This is a genomic window from Microbacterium sp. GQ128 (genome assembly GCF_059758615.1).
The window spans coordinates 636,110-649,897 of record NZ_JCAXDY010000002.1 but is presented as its reverse complement, the minus strand read 5'-3'; the positions used below and the strand labels follow the sequence as shown (position 1 = coordinate 649,897).

Below are 13,788 nucleotides of genomic sequence, written 5' to 3'. Positions count from 1 at the left end.
CCTTTGGGCAGCAAGTTCTATGCGACGGTGCATCCGAGTTCTCGCCGGGTCTGCGTGAAATCGGTTTCATCACCATAACTCCGCATTCACAGCGGTGTCAAGAATGAAATGGTTACGCAACCTTATCGCGCCCTCCGTCCCCAGGAGAAAGGGCACCGACCCCGCAGACGACGGATGCCGCGGGGGTCACCCCCGCGGCATCCGTGTCACTGCTCTCCGGTCAGGCGAGCCAGGCCGGTGCCCGACCGCGCAGGAACGCGCCGTCGACCGAGAACCGTCCGGCGCCGGTGAGCGCGAGGGCCAGCGCCGCGGCGCCGAGGACCGCGACGAACTCGTATCCGCCCTCTCCGACCCAGAGACCGGCGGGCAGGTGCACGGCGACGAGGGCGACGATCATGTCGACCGCGAGCAGGATGCCGACGGGGCGCGTGAAGAGCCCGAGCATCAGCAGGAGACCGCCGACGAGTTCGACGAAGGCGACGACGGGCGCCGCGATCTCGGGAACGGGGATCCCCATGCCGGCGAAGCTGCCGATCGTTCCGGGCAGCGTGAACTCGAAGATCTTCTGCGCGCCGTGCGCGGCGAAGATCGCACCGACGACCACGCGCAGGACGAGGAGTCCCAGCGAGGGTGCGGCGGAGGAGGCTTTGGTGTTCGTCATGAGGAGTTCTTCCTTCGTGGCAGGACACCCGCGCGCCAGGCGCGGAGCAGGGTCGTTCCCTGCTTCCACGCTAGGAAGCGCACTTTTCCATCTCCTGTGATCGCCCCTCTTCCGGGCGGCACACGGTCAGCGGTGCGCGGCGACCACCTCGGCGACGGCGGTGCGCTCGGCATCGCTCGGTTCGGCGATGGCCATGCGGCAGTAGGCGTCGACGACGTCGAGCACGCGGTATGCCTCCTTCATGCGGGCCATGTCTCCGCCGATCAGCGAGACCACGTCGTCGACCGCGGACTGGGCGGCCGCGATCGCCGTGGCATCACCCGATCGTCCGGCCTCGGCCAGGGCTCGGAACGGCTTCGGGGTGACCGACGAGACTCCGGACACCACCCCTTGCGCGCCCGCGTCGACGGCGGCGATGAGGTCGCGGTCGGCACCGGTGTACAGCTCGAAGTCGGCGGGGACGACGGCGCGGTACGCCGCGATCTCGTCGAGGGACAGCTCGCTGAGCTTGGCTCCGACGATGTTGGGCAGTTCTGCGAGCCGCACCAGCAGTTCGGGCGAGACGGTGTTGCCGCTGCGCGCCGGATAGATGTAGACGTACAGACGCCCGTCGCCGACGGCATCCGACACCGCCTGGAAGTAGTCGAAGATCGCCTCCTCGGTCGACTTCAGGTAGTACGGCGTGAGGGCGGCGAACTCTGCCACGCCGAGGCCCTTGGCGATCTCGACGAGCCGCACCGCCTCGAAGGTGCTGGGCTGGCCGACGTGCACGATGACGCGCATGCGGTCCTGCAGCTCCTCGACGGCGGCGGCGGCGAGGGCCGTGAACTCGGCGACGTCGACGGCCGGGAACTCCCCGGTCGTGCCGAGGATGAAGGCGCCCTCGTTGCCCGATTGGCCGACGAAGCGGAAGATCGCGCGTGACCCCTCGAGGTCGAGGCTGCCGTCGCGGCGGAACGCGGTCGGGACGGCGGTCAGGATGTCGTAGCGGGTCACTTCTCGGTCTCCTCGGAGTTCTTGCGGGGCTTGCGGGCGCGGCGCGCGGGGACGTCGACGTTGCGGACGGTGGAGGTGAGGAGGTCGGGCTGAGCGGCGAGCTCGTCGTGCGCCTTCTCGATCTGCTGGATGCTGTCGTCGTGCAGGATCGAGTCCGCGAGTGCCGCGCGCTCGGCGCGGGGCCTGCGGGCGGCACGGATCGCCGGCATCACGATCGAGAGCACGGCCAGCGCGAGCAGCACGATCGCGATCGGGCTGACGACCTCGAAGAACGGCCGCGTGGGGAGGATCGCCAGCGTGCGGGCGAGGTTCTCCTCGGCGAGCGGTCCGAGGAGGAGGCCCAGCACGATCGGGCCCGCGGGCACCTGCATCCGCTTGAGCAGCACGCCGATCACGCCGAAGACGAGCATGGTGACGACGGTCGAGAGGCTGTTCGAGGTGGCGTAGGTGCCGATGATGCAGAAGATCAGGATGCCGCTCCACAGGTACGGCTGCGGCACGTCGAGGAGCTTCACCATGCCCTTCATACGCACCAGGCTCAGGCCCAGCGAGAGGATCGTCGCGATGAGCATGATGCCCACGATCGAGACCACGAGGTCGGGGCGGTTCGTGAACAGCGTCGGCCCGGGGGTGATGCCCCAGATGATCATCGAGCCGATCATCACGGCCATCACCGAGTCACCGGGGATGCCGAGGGCCATGGTGGTGGTGAGCGAGCCGCCGAGCGTGGCGCTGGAGGCGGTGTCGCTGGCGGCGACGCCCTCGATGGACCCCTTGCCGAACATCTCGGGGTGCTTCGAGGCCTTGCGCGCCCGCTCCCAGCCGATGAGTCCGGCGATGTCGCCGCCCGCCGCGGGGATGAGGCCGACGCCGAGTCCGACGGCGCCGCCGACCGCGGTCGCGCGGCCGCTCTGCTTCAGCTCGGCGCGGTTCGGCCACCAGCGGCCGAGGCTCGAGATCGGACGCACGGCGGACTTGCGGTGCGTGAGCAGCTGGTCGAACAGCTCGGCGATGCCGAAGAGGCCGATGATGACGGCGATGAAGTTCACGCCCTCGACGAGTTCGAGCACCCCGAAGGTGAAACGCTGGTCGGCGGTCGCGGCGTAGGTGCCGACGCTGCCGAGCATGAGGCCGAAGAGTCCGGCGAGGATGCCCTTGAGCATCGACTTCGATGAGATGCCGATCATGATCGCGATGCCGAAGACGACGAGTGCGAACAGCTCCGGCGACTTGAAGTAGTCGCGGGCGAAGCTGGCGATGGGCACCGCGGCGACCGAGAACAGCACGAGCGAGGCGAGGATGCCGACCGCCGAGACGATCGCCGAGATGGTCAGGGCGAGACCCGCCCTCCCCTGCTTGGCCATCGGATACCCGTCGAGGGTGGTGGCGATGGAGGCGGGAGTCCCGGGGGTGTTGATGAGGATCGACGGCACCCGGTCGCCGAAGTTCGCGGCGACGTAGATGGTGAGCAGCACGGCGAGTCCCTGCACGGGTTCGAGGGTCATCGTGAATCCGGCGGCGAGCGCGACGGCCATGGTCGCGGTGATGCCGGGGAAGGCTCCGACCATGAAGCCGAGCACGAGACCGACGAGCATGTAGAGCAGGATCGAGATGTCGAGGAGCGAGTTCAGCCCCTCCATGAGCGCGTTCACAGGGGGATCCTCAGGAGCATCCCGAACACGACGTAGACGAACGCCGTGACGGAGGCGGAGTAGATGATGAGGCTCAGCCAGCGGCGGTGGCCGTAGAGGAGCATGAGGGCGGCCATCAGCAGGGCTGCGGCGACGGGGAACACCTCGACGCGGTAGCCGAACAGGACGACCGAGCCCAGCGACCAGAGCGCGATGAAGGCGCCGGTGATCGCGAGGGTGGCGATGACGCGCAGGTAGCCGCCGGGCTGGATGCGCTCGAGGTCTTCGCGGGTGGGGGCCGGGCGGGTGATAGCGACGGCGAGCAGCGCGATGGCGATGACCACTCCGGTGACCCCGATGACGAGGGGCCAGAAACGGGCGTCGATCTGCCCGGCGGCGGCTTCGCGGCGCAGCGGGATCTGCGTCGAGAGGAAGAGGTAGCCGGAGGTGAAGGCGAGGGCGACGACCGCGAACACGATCTCTAGGCGCCGGGAGGCGGGCGCGCCCTGGTATTCGCCGGCAGGCTCGTCGTGGCCCGCCGGTTCCGCGACGGTGTCGGGGGTGGACATCATGCTCCTTCTTTCGTCGACGAGGAACGGCTGCGGGGCCGGTCTGCACCGGCCCCGCAGTGTTCTCAGCCCAGGAGGTCCTTGAACAGGTCGAACTGCTCGTCCACGAACGTCGTCCACTCGGCGGAGTCGCGGTACACGACCAGGTTCCCGGCGTCGGCCTGGAACTTCTGGTAGCTGTCGGACTCGGCGGCCTCCTTGACCGCGGCCTCGAGCGTGGACTTCACGTCATCCGGCAGGCCCTTGGGGGCGTAGATGCCGCCCCAGCCGCCGAAGATCACGTTCTCGCCGATGGCCTCTTCGACCGTCTCGACGTCTTCCGCGTCGGGGTGGCGCACGTCGTTCATGACGGCGAGGATGCGCACGGATTCGCCCTGGGCCAGTGCCTCGCCGAGTCCGGAGACGGCGGCGACGGTCTCACCGGATGCGGCAGCCGCGACGGCTGTCGCTCCGCCGTCGTAGGGAACCGGGGTGAAGTCGGCGTCGGTCGCGCTGCCGAGTCCGACGGTCGCGGCCTCCCAGATGGAGCCGGCGCCGGAGTTCGCGACGGTGACGGCGCCGGCCTTCGCCTGGGTGACGAGGTCTTCCAGTGTTTCGATGCCGCTGTTCGCGCCGACCGTGACGACCCCGGGGGCGAGCATGATCTGGCCGAGCAGGTCGAAGTTCTCGGGCAGGACGTCGGCTCCCTGCGTGGTGTTCAGCATCGCGATCTCGACGGGGGCGAATCCGATGACGTAACCGTCGGGATCCTGCGCGCCCACGTACTCCATCGCGAGAGCGCCGGCGGCACCCGGCATGTTCTCCGGGATGACGCTGACGTCGAGGATCTTCTCGAGCTCCGTGGCGAGCGCGCGCGACGAGAGGTCGGATCCTCCGCCGGGGTTGGCCTGGATGATGAGGCGGAGGTCGTTCTCGGGGAAGGCCGATCCGGCTTCTTCGCCCTCTTCGACCTTGGTGCAGGCCGAGACGATGAGAGCGGTGGCTGCGAGGGCGGCGATCGCGGCGGCCGCCCGGGTGATGCGCTTGCGGGGCATCTTTGCTCCTCTACGTGGGTCGACCTTGTTGTCGACTCCCTGAGGCTAGCAGTGTTGACTGTTAACAGTCAACACTCATGCGACCTCTTCGGCCAGCGGATGCACCCACTCAGGCGCGGGCGGCGAGCTCGGCGAGCATGCGTTCGCGGGCGCCGTCCAGGTGCTCCGACAGCACCTTCGCCGCCTGCGCGGGCTTCCCGCTGCGCATCACATCCATGAGCTTGACGTGGTCACCGGATGACTCGTGCAGGTCTTCGTCGTGGTTGATGGTGACCTCGAGCAGAGCGGTGAACGTCGGGAGGTACTGGTTCCACGCACCCTCGAGGCGGGGGTGGTCGGCGAGGGCGTAGATCTGCGAATGGAACTCGAGGTCGGCGACGACGAAGGCCGCGTGATCGCCGGCATCCGCTGCCTCTCCCATGCGCCCGACGGCGGCCGCCATCGCGGTCCAGCGGGAGTCGTCTTCGACGCGCATCGCCCGGGAGAGCGCGAGCTGCTCGAGGGCACCGCGCAGGCTGTAGAGCTGATCGACGTCGTCATGGGTGAGGCCGACGATGTAGACGCCGCGGGGGCGCTGCACCTCGACGAGCTTCTCGAAGCTCAGCTGGGTCAGCGCGTCGCGCACGGGTCCGCGGCTGACCGAGAACTCCTCGGCCAGTGCCTCCTCGGTGATGCGTGCGCCGGGGGCGAGTTCGCCGCGCACGATGCGCTGCCGCAGGACTCGGGCCACCTGCGCGCCGAGGGATTCTCCACGCTTCACGGACTGCGTCATGGTGACCTCCTGTTAACTGTTGACAGGATACACACCCGCTCTCCACGCTCGGCTTTCGTTCGAGGGCATGTCAGGATGAGAAACGACCGGGAGGGCGGGAGATGTTCGACGAGCGAAGGCGTCAGGAAGCGCTCGAGGAACTGGGGATCCTTGATACACCGCGCGACGAGCGCGTAGATCGAGTGGCACGACTGGCCAAGGAGATGTTCGGCGTCCCCATGGTGAGCGTCTCGCTCTTGGACCGGGATCGGCAGTGGCGGAAGTCGGAGATCGGGCTCGGAGGAGATGAGGCCCCGAGACAGGACTCGTTCTGCGACTACACGGTCCGGCAGGATCGGACCGTGATCGTCGAAGACGCGCTCGCGACCGAGGTCTTCGCCGACAACCCGTTCGTGGTGGGCGATCCACATCTGCGCTTCTACGCCGGGCACCCGCTGCACGCGCCCGGCGGCGAGCCCATCGGGACCTTGTGCGTGCTCGACACCGAGCCCCACACGCTGTCGGATGCGCAACAGAGCCTGCTGCGCGATCTGGCGTTCTGGGTGCAGACGGAACTGGCGAACGACGCCGAGCTCGATCATGCGGCCGTGATCCAGAGTGCGCTCCGTCCGCACACGCATCCCGTCGTGCCCGGATACACGATCGCGGGAGGAGCGGCATCACGCGGGCGCCTCGCCGGCGACTTCTACGACCTCAGCCTCCACGACGGCGCACTGCGGGTGACCCTCGCCGACGCGATGGGAAAGGGCACGGGTCCGGCGCTCGTCGCGGCGAGCGTTCGCGCCTCACTGCGCACGGCTCCTGGACGATCCCTGGCTGCCGCGATCGCGGATGCCGACCGTCTGCTCGAGGAGGACCTGGCCGACACCGCGATGTTCGTCACCGCGGTGCACGCAGAGCTCCAGCCGGAGACCGGCGAGCTCGAGGTGATCGACGCCGGCCACAGTCTCGCCTTCATCCTGCGCACGGACGGGTCGTGGGAGCATCTCCGGTCGACGAGCCTGCCGTTGGGGATGGGGATGGGGCTGCAGCCGGCCGAGGCCCGCGAGCCGCGGTTCGCCCACCTCGCCCCCGGCGACGCGTTCGTCTGCTGCAGCGACGGCCTGCTCGACGTGCTCGACCCCGACGACCCGTTCGCGCACGTCCACCGCGTGCTCTCCGCCCTGGGACCCGATGGCGCGGTCCGCGAAGCGCTCCGACTCGCCGACGACGATCGCGCCACCGACGACATCACCGTGGTCGTGGTGAGGCGTGACCGATGACCGTGCGCTTCGCAGTGATCCGCATCCTCGCGGTGCTGTCGGTGCTGCTGGGCGTGAACTACGTCGCCTGGCGCTGGCTCGAATCGGTGAACTGGTCCGCCTGGTGGATCGCGGTCCCACTGGTCCTGGCCGAGACGTACAGCCTGATCGACACCATCCTCTTCTCCTCGACGATGTGGAAGGCCCGGATCAGGCCGACGCCGACGTCGCCGCCCGAGGGCACGGTCGACGTCTTCATCGCGACCTACGACGAGCCGATCGAGCTGGTCATGACCACGGCCCGCGCCGCCGCGCGGATCGCGTATCCGCACACGACGTGGGTGCTCGACGACGGCTCCCGTCCCGAGCTCGAAGCCGCGGCGCGGGAAGCCGGTGTCGGATATCTGACGCGCTCGGCGGACTGGGCGGGTAAGCCGCGGCACGCGAAGGCCGGCAACCTCAACAACGCGCTCTTCGAGACGGACGGGGAGTTCCTGCTGATCCTGGACGCCGATCAGATCCCCGACCCGCTGATCCTCCACCGCACCCTCGGCTACTTCGCCGACGACGAGAAGGTCGCCGTCGTCCAGACACCGCAGTGGTTCGTGAACGTCGACGAAGCGGATCCACTCGGCAGCCAGGCGCCCCTGTTCTACGGGCCGATCCAGCAGGGCAAGGACGGGTGGAACGCCGCTTTCTTCTGCGGATCGAATGCTGTTCTCCGTCGCGAGGCGCTGATGCAGCTCGGCATCATCGGCTACGTGCGAGAGGTCACCGATTCGGCGGGCAAGGCGCTGCGGACGGCCGAGATCATGATCGACAAGGAGATGCGGGAGTCGTCGAGTGCCGAACTGTCGCGCGAGCTCTCCGTCCTCCAGATCGCCATCCGTCGCGGAATCCGCGATCTCGCAGCCGGCGTGCCCGTCGCCGACGTGGCGGACGAGGTCGGCGGGGCTGTCGACCGTGCCTCGCGCATCCTGGTGGCACAGGATCTGGCCGGGATCCGGGCCGACCTGGAGGAGCTGGGCGCGCTGCCCATCGCGCAGGATGCGGAGCTCGATGCCGTGATCGTCGACGAGGCGGGACTCGCCGCTCTCGCCGAGTCCGATCTCTCTCCGATCACCGCTCTGGATGCCGTACGGGGGCTGCTCGACGCGCTTCGTCTGGACCGGGGCGAGGAGGCTCAGCCGATCCTGCCGCTGGCGACGATCTCCGTGACGGAGGACATGGCGACGGCGATGCAGCTGCACGCTCTCGGGTGGCGCAGCGTGTACCACCACGAGATCCTCGCCAAGGGACTCGCGCCGGAGGATCTCCGCACCATGCTCACGCAGCGTCTGCGCTGGGCGCAGGGCACGCTGCAGGTGATGCTGCGCGACAATCCACTGGTCAAGCGGGGACTGTCGTTCGGTCAGCGGTTGATGTACTTCGCCACCATGTGGAGCTACCTCTCGGGGTTCGCCGCGATCGCGTACCTCGCCGCGCCGGTGATCTACCTGGTGTTCGGCGTGCTGCCGGTCACCGCGTGGTCTGTCGACTTCTTCGCGCGGTTCCTGCCGTATTTCCTCGTGAACCAGCTGCTGTTCCTCGTGGTCGCGAAGGGGGTGCGCACATGGCGGGGCCAGCAGTACTCGCTCGCCCTGTTCCCGGTGTGGATACGCGCGTGCGTGACGGCTTTCGCCAACGTCGTCTTCCATCGCCCGCTCGCTTTCGCCGTCACCCGCAAGGACGGTCGCGATCCGCGGGGTGTGCCCTGGCGCGAGATCTGGCCGCAGCTGACCGCCATCGCCGTCCTGAGCGTGGCATTGGTGATCGGGGTGACGCGGGTCATCCTGGGAACGGCCGACGGCGTCGGCACGCTCGTGAACACGGTCTGGGTCGTGTACGACCTCGTGGTCCTCAGCGTCATCATCCAGGCGGCTCGCTACCGCGGCCCGGCCGCCGTCCTGCTCGAGAAGGAGTCCCATGGAACTGTCCACTGACACTCGCGACGGGTACGCCGTGATCACGCTCTCCGGGCGCCTCACCGCATCCGGTGCACCCCTGCTCCGCAACGCGGTCGGCGACCTGGTGACGGCCGGCGAGCCGCACATCGTGATCGAAATGGCAGAGCTGGCCTTCGTCGATTCCTCCGGCCTCGGCGCCCTGGTCGGCGGCCTGAAGAGCGCGAGGGTCGCCGGCGGGGACTTGCGCATCGCCGCCGTGCCCGATGCGGTGCGTACGGTCCTGCGGCTGACGAACCTGGATCGTGTGCTCCGTGACTACCCGACGCCGGAATCGGCGTTCGATGCCCGGTGAGACCCGCCGTGCCCGCCTGAGCGGGCCCGCCGGGCTGGCGACGGTCGAGGAGATCCTCGACACCCTGGAAGGACTGTGGCCGGAGCTTCCGGACGTGCCGGCCGAGGACCGCACCCTGTTCTCCCTGGCTGTGAGCGAGATCGCGACCAACATGGTGCAGCACGGGGAGGTGACCGCGTCGCGCACGCTCTCGGTGGAGATCGTCCTCTCCGCCGACAAGCTGCGGGCGATGCTCGTCGACACGGCGCCTCCCGCATCCATCGACTGGCATGGCGTCGCGATGCCCGACGTCGACAGCGAGAGCGGTCGTGGACTGGCATTGGCGCGCACCGTGCTCGACGAGTTCTCGCACACCTACGACGACCGGGGCAACACCTGGGTGCTCGTCCGTCGTGTCCGGATCGACCGCTGAGGCGGCAGGAAAGCGGACTCACCGTTGCGCGGTACCCGACCTCGGCGCTCCCGCGCGGATCCCTAGGCGCTCCCGCGCGGATCCCAGAGCACGACCTCGGTCGAGCGGCGCAGGCGACGACCGGTCGGCATGGGTACCACCCCCGAGGAACCGGCGGCGAACACACGCACGCCGGGGCGATTCTCACGTTCGGCGCGCAGCGCGCCCTCGAGCACGGCGATGCGGCTGCGAAGTGCCCGGTTCTCGTCTTCGAGGTCGAGCAGGCGGGCGATCGCGGGAAGGCTCATGCCTTCGGAGGAGAGCTGGGCGACCTCGCGCAGCTGCTCGATGTTGCGGGGCGAGTAGCGGCGGGATCCGCCTTGGGTGCGTCCGGGCACGACCAGACCGATGCGGTCGTACTGCCGCAGCGTCTGCGGGTGGAGGCCGGACAGCTCGGCGGCGGCCGCGATCGCGAACACCGGGGTGTCAGCGTTCATCACAGGAACCTCTCTCCTCCCCCGGAATCGCACGCAGGCAGAAGCGCCCACGCAGGCAGATGCGCCCACGCAGGCAGAAGCGCCGGAACAGGCGAGTTCTTCACAGAACGGCCTGATCCGGCGCGAACGCCTGCGTCGGCGAGAGTCCGGCTCGTCATCGCCGTGCCTTCGCCATGAGCTCGGCCCGCGGGTTCTCCTCGGGCTCGAGCTCTTGGAACTTCTTCAGTGCTTCGCGTGCGGCGTCGTCGAGGTGCGTCGGCACCGCGACCTGGAGCTCGGCGAGCAGATCGCCGGTGCCCTTGGAGGTCGTGACTCCGCGTCCCTTGACGCGCAGCACCCGCCCGGAGGGGGTGCCGGGTGCGACGCGGAGCTTGACCACGTCGCCGCTGAGCGTCGGGACCTCGATCGTCGCGCCGAGAGTCGCCTCGGTGAAGGTCACTGGGACGACGACCCGCAGGTTCAGACCGTCGCGCGTGAAGACCGGATGCGGGCGCACCGCGATCTGCACCACGATGTCTCCGCTCTCTCCGCCGTCGGGCGAGGGACGACCGCGGCCGCGCAGACGGATCTTCTGCCCGTCGGCGACGCCCGCGGGGATCTTCACCTTGAACGGCTTGCCGTCTTCGCCCTGCAGGGAGATGGTCTCGCCCTGCACGGCGGTGACGAAGTCGAGCGTGGTGCGCGCCGTGACGTCGGCGCCGCGCTGCGGACCGCCGAAGCCGCGGTATCCGCCGCTCGTCTGTCCGAAGCGGCCGTTGCCGAAGCTCGCGCCCTGGCCCTGGTTGAACATCGCGAAGATGTCCTCGAAGTCGGCGGTCTGCCCTCGGCCCTGCTGGCCGAAGCGGCTGAACACGTCTTCGAAGCCGCCGGCGCCCTGACCGCTCGCCGTGAAGCGAGCGCCGGAACCCATGGCGCGGATCTCGTCGTACTCCTTGCGCTGTTCGGCGTCGGAGAGCACGGAGTAGGCCTCGCTGATCTCCTTGAACTTGGCCTCCGCTTTGGCATCACCCTGATTGGAGTCCGGGTGGTACTTCCGCGCGAGCTTGCGATACGTCTTCTTCAGATCCGCATCGCTGACGTCCTTGGAGACCCCGAGGGTCTTGTAGAAGTCCTTGTCGAACCAATCCTGGCTGGCCATCGATCACCTACTCCGCAGGGACAGCGACGACGACCTTCGCGGGGCGCAGCTCGACGTCTCCGAGGCGGTAGCCCACCTCGACGACCTCGAGGATCGTGGTCTTCTCGGCACCGGGGGTCGGCTGCTGGAAGATGGCCTCGTGGCGCTGCGGGTCGAATTCCTCGCCCTTCTCGCCGTACGCGACCACTCCGAGACGCTCCACGACCGTGCGCACCTTGTCGGCGATCACGGCGAACGGGGTGCCGTCGACGAGGTCACCGTGCTGAGCGGCGCGGTCGAGGTCGTCGAGCACGGGGACCAGGCCCTTGGCGGCCTCGCCCTTCGCACGTTCGATCTCGACCTGACGCTGCTCCTCGGTGCGGCGACGGTAGTTGGCGTACTCGGCCTGGAGGCGCTTGAGGTCGTTCAGCAGGGTCGACTCGAGGTCGGCGAGCACGGCGTCTTCTGCCGCGGCCTCGCCGGTCTGGGTCGCTCCGAGGATGTCGTCGACCGTGAGGTCGTCGGCCGTCTCCGGATTCACGGCGCCATCGATCGGGGTCTCGTCCGACCCCTCGGCGGCTGCCGCCTCGCGGGAGTCCTGGTGGTGCGGCGCGGGGCCGGACGCCTGAGCGTCCGACCCCTCGCTGCGACCTTCGGCGGACTCAGGATTCTGGTTCTCGTCGAAGTTCTTGTCCGTCATGATTACTTCTTCTCGTCCTCGTCGTCGACGACCTCGGCGTCGATGACGTCTTCCTCAGAGGAGGGAGCGTCACCGGCCGGAGCCTCGCCCTCAGCCGAAGCGCCGGCTGCGGCATCCGCCTGCGAGGAGGCGTAGATGGCCTCGCCGAGCTTGGACTGGGACTGGTTGAGCTTGTCGAACGCGGTCTTCACGGCCTCGTCGTCTTCGCCGGCCAGCGCCGTCTTGAGCGCGTCGACGTCGGCCTTGACCTCGGTCTTCACGTCTTCGGGCAGCTTGTCGTCGTTCTCGGTGATCAGCTTGTCGATCGAGTACGCGAGCGTCTCGGCCTGGTTGCGGACCTCGGCGGCCTCGCGGCGAGCCTTGTCCTCGGCCGCGTGCTCCTCGGCCTCGCGGACCATGCGCTCGATGTCTTCCTTCGACAGCGAGGAGCCGCCGGAGATGACGATCGACTTCTCGGTGCCGGTGCCCTTGTCCTTGGCGGACACGTGCACGATGCCGTTGGCGTCGATGTCGAAGGTGACCTCGATCTGCGGGATGCCGCGGGGGGCCGGGGCGATACCCGTCAGCTCGAACGTGCCGAGCGGCTTGTTGTCGCGCGTGAAGTCACGCTCGCCCTGGAAGACCTGGATCGCGACGGACGGCTGGTTGTCGTCTGCCGTGGTGAAGGTCTCGCTGCGCTTGGTCGGGATGGCCGTGTTGCGCTCGATGAGCTTGGTCATCATGCCGCCCTTGGTCTCGATGCCGAGGCTCAGCGGGGTGACGTCGATGAGGAGGACGTCCTTGCGCTCGCCCTTGAGGACACCGGCCTGGAGCGCGGCTCCGACGGCGACGACCTCGTCCGGGTTGACGCCCTTGTTCGCGTCCTTGCCGGTCTCGCGCTTGACGAGCTCGGCGACCGCGGGCATACGCGTCGATCCACCGACGAGCACGATGTGGTCGATCTCGGACACCTTGATGCCGGCTTCGCGGATGACGTCCTCGAACGGCTTCTTGGTGCGGTCGAGCAGGTCCTTCGTGAGGTCCTCGAACTTGGCGCGGGTGATGGTCTCGGAAAGCGACACCGGGCCCGACTCGGTCAGCGACAGGTACGGCAGGTTGATGCTGGTCGAGGTTGAGGAGGAGAGCTCCTTCTTCGCCTGCTCGGCAGCTTCCTTGAGACGCTGCAGGGCGATCTTGTCGCCCGAGACGTCGACGCCCGTGGTCTCCTTGAACTGCTTGATCAGGTAGTCGACGAGACGCTGGTCCCAGTCGTCTCCACCGAGGCGGTTGTCACCGGCGGTCGAGCGCACCTGGATCGTGGAGAAGTCGTCGTCCTTGCCCACCTCGAGCAGCGACACGTCGAACGTTCCGCCACCCAGGTCGAAGACCAGGATGAGCTCGTCTTCCTTGCCCTTGTCGAGGCCGTAGGCCAGAGCTGCCGCGGTGGGCTCGTTGATGATGCGCAGGACGTTGAGTCCCGAGATCTCGCCGGCCTCCTTGGTGGCCTGACGCTCGGCGTCGTTGAAGTACGCGGGGACGGTGATGACCGCGTCGGTCACCGTGTCACCCAGGTACGACTCGGCGTCGCGCTTGAGCTTCATGAGGATGCGCGCGGAGATCTCCTGCGGCGTCCACTTCTTGCCGTCGACGTCGAAGCTCCAGTCGGTGCCCATGTGGCGCTTGACGGAGGCGATCGTCCGGTCGACGTTGGTGACGGCCTGGCGCTTCGCGGTCTCACCGACGAGCACCTCCCCGTCCTTGGTGAAGGCCACGACCGAGGGGGTCGTGCGGAAGCCCTCGGCGTTGGCGATGACCTTGGGCTCGCCGCCCTCGAGGACGCTGACGACGGAGTTGGTGGTTCCGAGGTCGATACCGACAGCACGTGCCATGTGTTCTCTCCTT

The 13,788-nt window shown here is 68.4% G+C and carries 14 protein-coding genes; 4 read left to right on the top strand and 10 right to left on the bottom strand.

Annotated features, from left to right (window positions below):
• Positions 1 to 220 precede the first annotated feature (220 nt).
• The 6 genes from AC6CHX_RS09155 to AC6CHX_RS09130 all read right to left on the bottom strand — a co-directional run bounded on the left by AC6CHX_RS09155 (position 221) and on the right by AC6CHX_RS09130 (position 5,663).
• Positions 221 to 661: a DoxX family protein gene (locus AC6CHX_RS09155; RefSeq protein WP_498272549.1), complete on the bottom strand. Its 441-nt coding sequence runs from the start codon at positions 659 to 661 to the stop codon at positions 221 to 223.
• Positions 662 to 787: 126 nt separating this feature from the next.
• A complete protein-coding gene (locus tag AC6CHX_RS09150) occupies positions 788 to 1,657 on the bottom strand; it encodes a dihydrodipicolinate synthase family protein (protein WP_498272548.1) in 870 nt (289 codons plus the stop codon).
• The gene (locus tag AC6CHX_RS09145) at positions 1,654 to 3,309 is read right to left on the bottom strand and encodes a tripartite tricarboxylate transporter permease (protein WP_498272547.1); all 1,656 of its coding nucleotides are present in this window, start codon (positions 3,307 to 3,309) and stop codon (positions 1,654 to 1,656) included. The genes AC6CHX_RS09150 and AC6CHX_RS09145 overlap by 4 nt, the downstream gene beginning before the upstream one ends.
• Positions 3,306 to 3,860, bottom strand: a complete 555-nt coding sequence (locus AC6CHX_RS09140; RefSeq protein WP_498272546.1) for a tripartite tricarboxylate transporter TctB family protein — start codon at positions 3,858 to 3,860, stop codon at positions 3,306 to 3,308. Before AC6CHX_RS09140 ends, AC6CHX_RS09145 begins: the two co-directional genes overlap by 4 nt.
• A 62-nt stretch (positions 3,861 to 3,922) precedes the next feature.
• Entirely contained in the window at positions 3,923 to 4,891 is a 969-nt protein-coding gene (locus tag AC6CHX_RS09135; RefSeq protein ID WP_498272545.1) for a tripartite tricarboxylate transporter substrate binding protein, read from the bottom strand.
• Positions 4,892 to 5,000: 109 nt separating this feature from the next.
• A complete protein-coding gene (locus tag AC6CHX_RS09130; protein ID WP_136042389.1) occupies positions 5,001 to 5,663 on the bottom strand; it encodes a GntR family transcriptional regulator in 663 nt (220 codons plus the stop codon).
• Between the two features lie 101 nt (positions 5,664 to 5,764).
• On the opposite strand from AC6CHX_RS09130, the gene AC6CHX_RS09125 reads away from it, so the two are divergent.
• From AC6CHX_RS09125 to AC6CHX_RS09110, 4 genes are read left to right on the top strand one after another with little or no spacing between them, the layout of a single operon-like run.
• Positions 5,765 to 6,925 (top strand): PP2C family protein-serine/threonine phosphatase, encoded by a 1,161-nt coding sequence (locus tag AC6CHX_RS09125; protein WP_498272544.1) that lies wholly within the window; start codon positions 5,765 to 5,767, stop codon positions 6,923 to 6,925.
• A complete protein-coding gene (locus tag AC6CHX_RS09120; protein ID WP_498272543.1) occupies positions 6,922 to 8,886 on the top strand; it encodes a glycosyltransferase in 1,965 nt (654 codons plus the stop codon). The genes AC6CHX_RS09125 and AC6CHX_RS09120 overlap by 4 nt, the downstream gene beginning before the upstream one ends.
• Entirely contained in the window at positions 8,870 to 9,202 is a 333-nt protein-coding gene (locus tag AC6CHX_RS09115; RefSeq protein WP_498272542.1) for an STAS domain-containing protein, read from the top strand. Before AC6CHX_RS09120 ends, AC6CHX_RS09115 begins: the two co-directional genes overlap by 17 nt.
• Complete coding sequence (locus AC6CHX_RS09110; RefSeq protein WP_498272541.1) at positions 9,192 to 9,614, top strand: ATP-binding protein; 423 nt, start codon at positions 9,192 to 9,194, stop codon at positions 9,612 to 9,614. Before AC6CHX_RS09115 ends, AC6CHX_RS09110 begins: the two co-directional genes overlap by 11 nt.
• 62 nt (positions 9,615 to 9,676) lie before the next feature.
• Here AC6CHX_RS09110 and AC6CHX_RS09105 read toward each other — a convergent pair whose 3' ends face one another.
• From AC6CHX_RS09105 to dnaK, 4 genes are all read right to left on the bottom strand, one after another.
• Positions 9,677 to 10,090: a heat shock protein transcriptional repressor HspR gene (locus tag AC6CHX_RS09105; RefSeq protein ID WP_498272540.1), complete on the bottom strand. Its 414-nt coding sequence runs from the start codon at positions 10,088 to 10,090 to the stop codon at positions 9,677 to 9,679.
• A gap of 154 nt (positions 10,091 to 10,244) precedes the next feature.
• The gene (locus AC6CHX_RS09100; protein ID WP_136042387.1) at positions 10,245 to 11,228 is read right to left on the bottom strand and encodes a DnaJ C-terminal domain-containing protein; all 984 of its coding nucleotides are present in this window, start codon (positions 11,226 to 11,228) and stop codon (positions 10,245 to 10,247) included.
• A gap of 7 nt (positions 11,229 to 11,235) precedes the next feature.
• On the bottom strand, positions 11,236 to 11,907 hold the full coding sequence (locus tag AC6CHX_RS09095) for a nucleotide exchange factor GrpE (protein ID WP_498272539.1): 672 nt from the start codon (positions 11,905 to 11,907) through the stop codon (positions 11,236 to 11,238).
• 2 nt (positions 11,908 to 11,909) lie between these two features.
• On the bottom strand, positions 11,910 to 13,775 hold the full coding sequence (dnaK, locus tag AC6CHX_RS09090; protein ID WP_105711538.1) for a molecular chaperone DnaK: 1,866 nt from the start codon (positions 13,773 to 13,775) through the stop codon (positions 11,910 to 11,912).
• Between the last annotated feature and the right edge of the window lie 13 nt (positions 13,776 to 13,788).

Bases quoted from the DNA above. Each gene is read 5' to 3' on its own strand.
- AC6CHX_RS09110 (WP_498272541.1), top strand. From the start codon at position 9,192: ATGCCCGGTGAGACCCGCCGTGCCCGCCTGAGCGGGCCCGCCGGGCTG.
- AC6CHX_RS09130 (WP_136042389.1), bottom strand. From the start codon at position 5,663: ATGACGCAGTCCGTGAAGCGTGGAGAATCCCTCGGCGCGCAGGTGGCC.
- AC6CHX_RS09120 (WP_498272543.1), top strand. From the start codon at position 6,922: ATGACCGTGCGCTTCGCAGTGATCCGCATCCTCGCGGTGCTGTCGGTG.
- AC6CHX_RS09125 (WP_498272544.1), top strand. From the start codon at position 5,765: ATGTTCGACGAGCGAAGGCGTCAGGAAGCGCTCGAGGAACTGGGGATC.
- AC6CHX_RS09155 (WP_498272549.1), bottom strand. From the start codon at position 661: ATGACGAACACCAAAGCCTCCTCCGCCGCACCCTCGCTGGGACTCCTC.
- AC6CHX_RS09115 (WP_498272542.1), top strand. From the start codon at position 8,870: ATGGAACTGTCCACTGACACTCGCGACGGGTACGCCGTGATCACGCTC.
- AC6CHX_RS09095 (WP_498272539.1), bottom strand. From the start codon at position 11,907: ATGACGGACAAGAACTTCGACGAGAACCAGAATCCTGAGTCCGCCGAA.
- dnaK (WP_105711538.1), bottom strand. From the start codon at position 13,775: ATGGCACGTGCTGTCGGTATCGACCTCGGAACCACCAACTCCGTCGTC.
- AC6CHX_RS09105 (WP_498272540.1), bottom strand. From the start codon at position 10,090: ATGAACGCTGACACCCCGGTGTTCGCGATCGCGGCCGCCGCCGAGCTG.
- AC6CHX_RS09140 (WP_498272546.1), bottom strand. From the start codon at position 3,860: ATGATGTCCACCCCCGACACCGTCGCGGAACCGGCGGGCCACGACGAG.
- AC6CHX_RS09100 (WP_136042387.1), bottom strand. From the start codon at position 11,228: ATGGCCAGCCAGGATTGGTTCGACAAGGACTTCTACAAGACCCTCGGG.
- AC6CHX_RS09135 (WP_498272545.1), bottom strand. From the start codon at position 4,891: ATGCCCCGCAAGCGCATCACCCGGGCGGCCGCCGCGATCGCCGCCCTC.